At 34.1% G+C, this 1,383-nt stretch carries 2 protein-coding genes; both read left to right on the top strand.

Features of this window, described 5'->3' with window-relative positions; all coding sequences use genetic code 11:
* Positions 1–876, top strand: an 876-nt coding sequence (locus tag AAGU07_RS16460) for an RHS repeat-associated core domain-containing protein (protein ID WP_342460167.1), incomplete at its 5' end; no start/stop codon positions are given.
* A 104-nt stretch (positions 877–980) separates the two neighbouring features.
* Positions 981–1,383 (top strand): hypothetical protein (locus tag AAGU07_RS16455; protein ID WP_342460166.1); only part of this gene is annotated, 403 nt, incomplete at its 3' end.

The raw sequence follows: 1,383 nt of genomic DNA, 5'->3' as shown, positions 1-1,383 counted from the left end.
TTGAGCCAGAGCGGCACGATGGAGCAGGTGAACCATTACTACCCCTTCGGCGGGTTGTTTGGAGAAGGCCTTCAAGCTTCCAACCAGCCCTACAGGTACAACGGCAAGGAGCTCGACCGTCAGTTGAACCTTGACCTCTACGACTACGGCGCAAGACATTATGATGCGGCACTGGCCAAATGGTTGATACCTGATCCGCTGGCGGAGAAGTATTATTCGATTTCGCCGTATGCGTATGTGGCGAATAACCCGGTGAGGTTTATTGATCCGGAAGGGATGAGGCTTGATGAATATATTTTCAATCACAATGGTGATTATACCGGTAAAATACGAAAACCTGGAGAACATACTGGACTAGTCCTCGGGAATGATACACAAAAGTCTTTTATTTTTAAGTTTGCGGATCCAAAAAATGATCCAAAAGCAATTGATAAAGGAGAAATTACAGGAGTAAAAATTGTTATCAATGACGCGATTTCCAAAGTTTTGGATAATTCAGGGGTAAATAAACAAGAGAACAAAGAAAATAAAATTAAATTTATTACAAGAGAAAGCGATGCATCCAATTTAGAAGGCGAAGGTAAAATGGATTACGTTGTTACAGCTAAGCCTTTAATTGATGGGATAGAACAACCTATAAGTGCAGACAAGTTATATATTACTCAAACAGCATCTGGAGCAGTTGCACACAATAATTATAATTTTGGAAACTTTTTATGGGGAGCTGGAGCGGGTAAACTAGGATTCTCAAAGTTGATTGTAAAACTTGGAGCTCATATTAATAGTCTGAGGGATCCACATTATAGAAGGTTGGATTCACAGGATGACCAATATTCAATTGGATTAGGATATAAATGGAGTAAGTTAAATAAGTAAAAACATACACATTTATGAGAACATTGGTAATTTTATTTTTATTATTTATTTTTCAAAACTGTAATACAAAGGATTTTCCTTCAGAAATAAAGAAAATATATTCATTGAATAAAGATAAAACTTTCTCTGAATTTGAAAATTGGAATATTTATCCACGGGAAGAAAAGAGAAATGTTTATCTTTTTGACTATATATTAAATGAAAAAATAGCAGCCCGTTATTTAGTTGTTGCGAATGACTCTATTGTATTTAAACAAATATTTCCTCTTCAAGACACAGTATTTTATTTATTAAATAAGGATACGCTTTACAGTCATTTGAAAAAACCTATAATAAGCTTAGACCTATTTCTGAATTTTAAATCCTTAGGAATTGATGCAATTTTTTATAGACAAAAAGAAAGGCTATTTTTATTAAAAAAAGACAAAAACTCACTGATTCGATTAGTGGATCCAAGAAATAATCTTTCTGACAGTATAAACTTTATCAATTATCAAAAGATTGATC

The sequence above is a fragment of the Methanobacterium sp. genome (assembly GCF_038562635.1).
Taxonomy (GTDB): domain Archaea; phylum Methanobacteriota; class Methanobacteria; order Methanobacteriales; family Methanobacteriaceae; genus Methanobacterium_D.
This window is presented reverse-complemented; position numbering and strand designations above follow the sequence as displayed.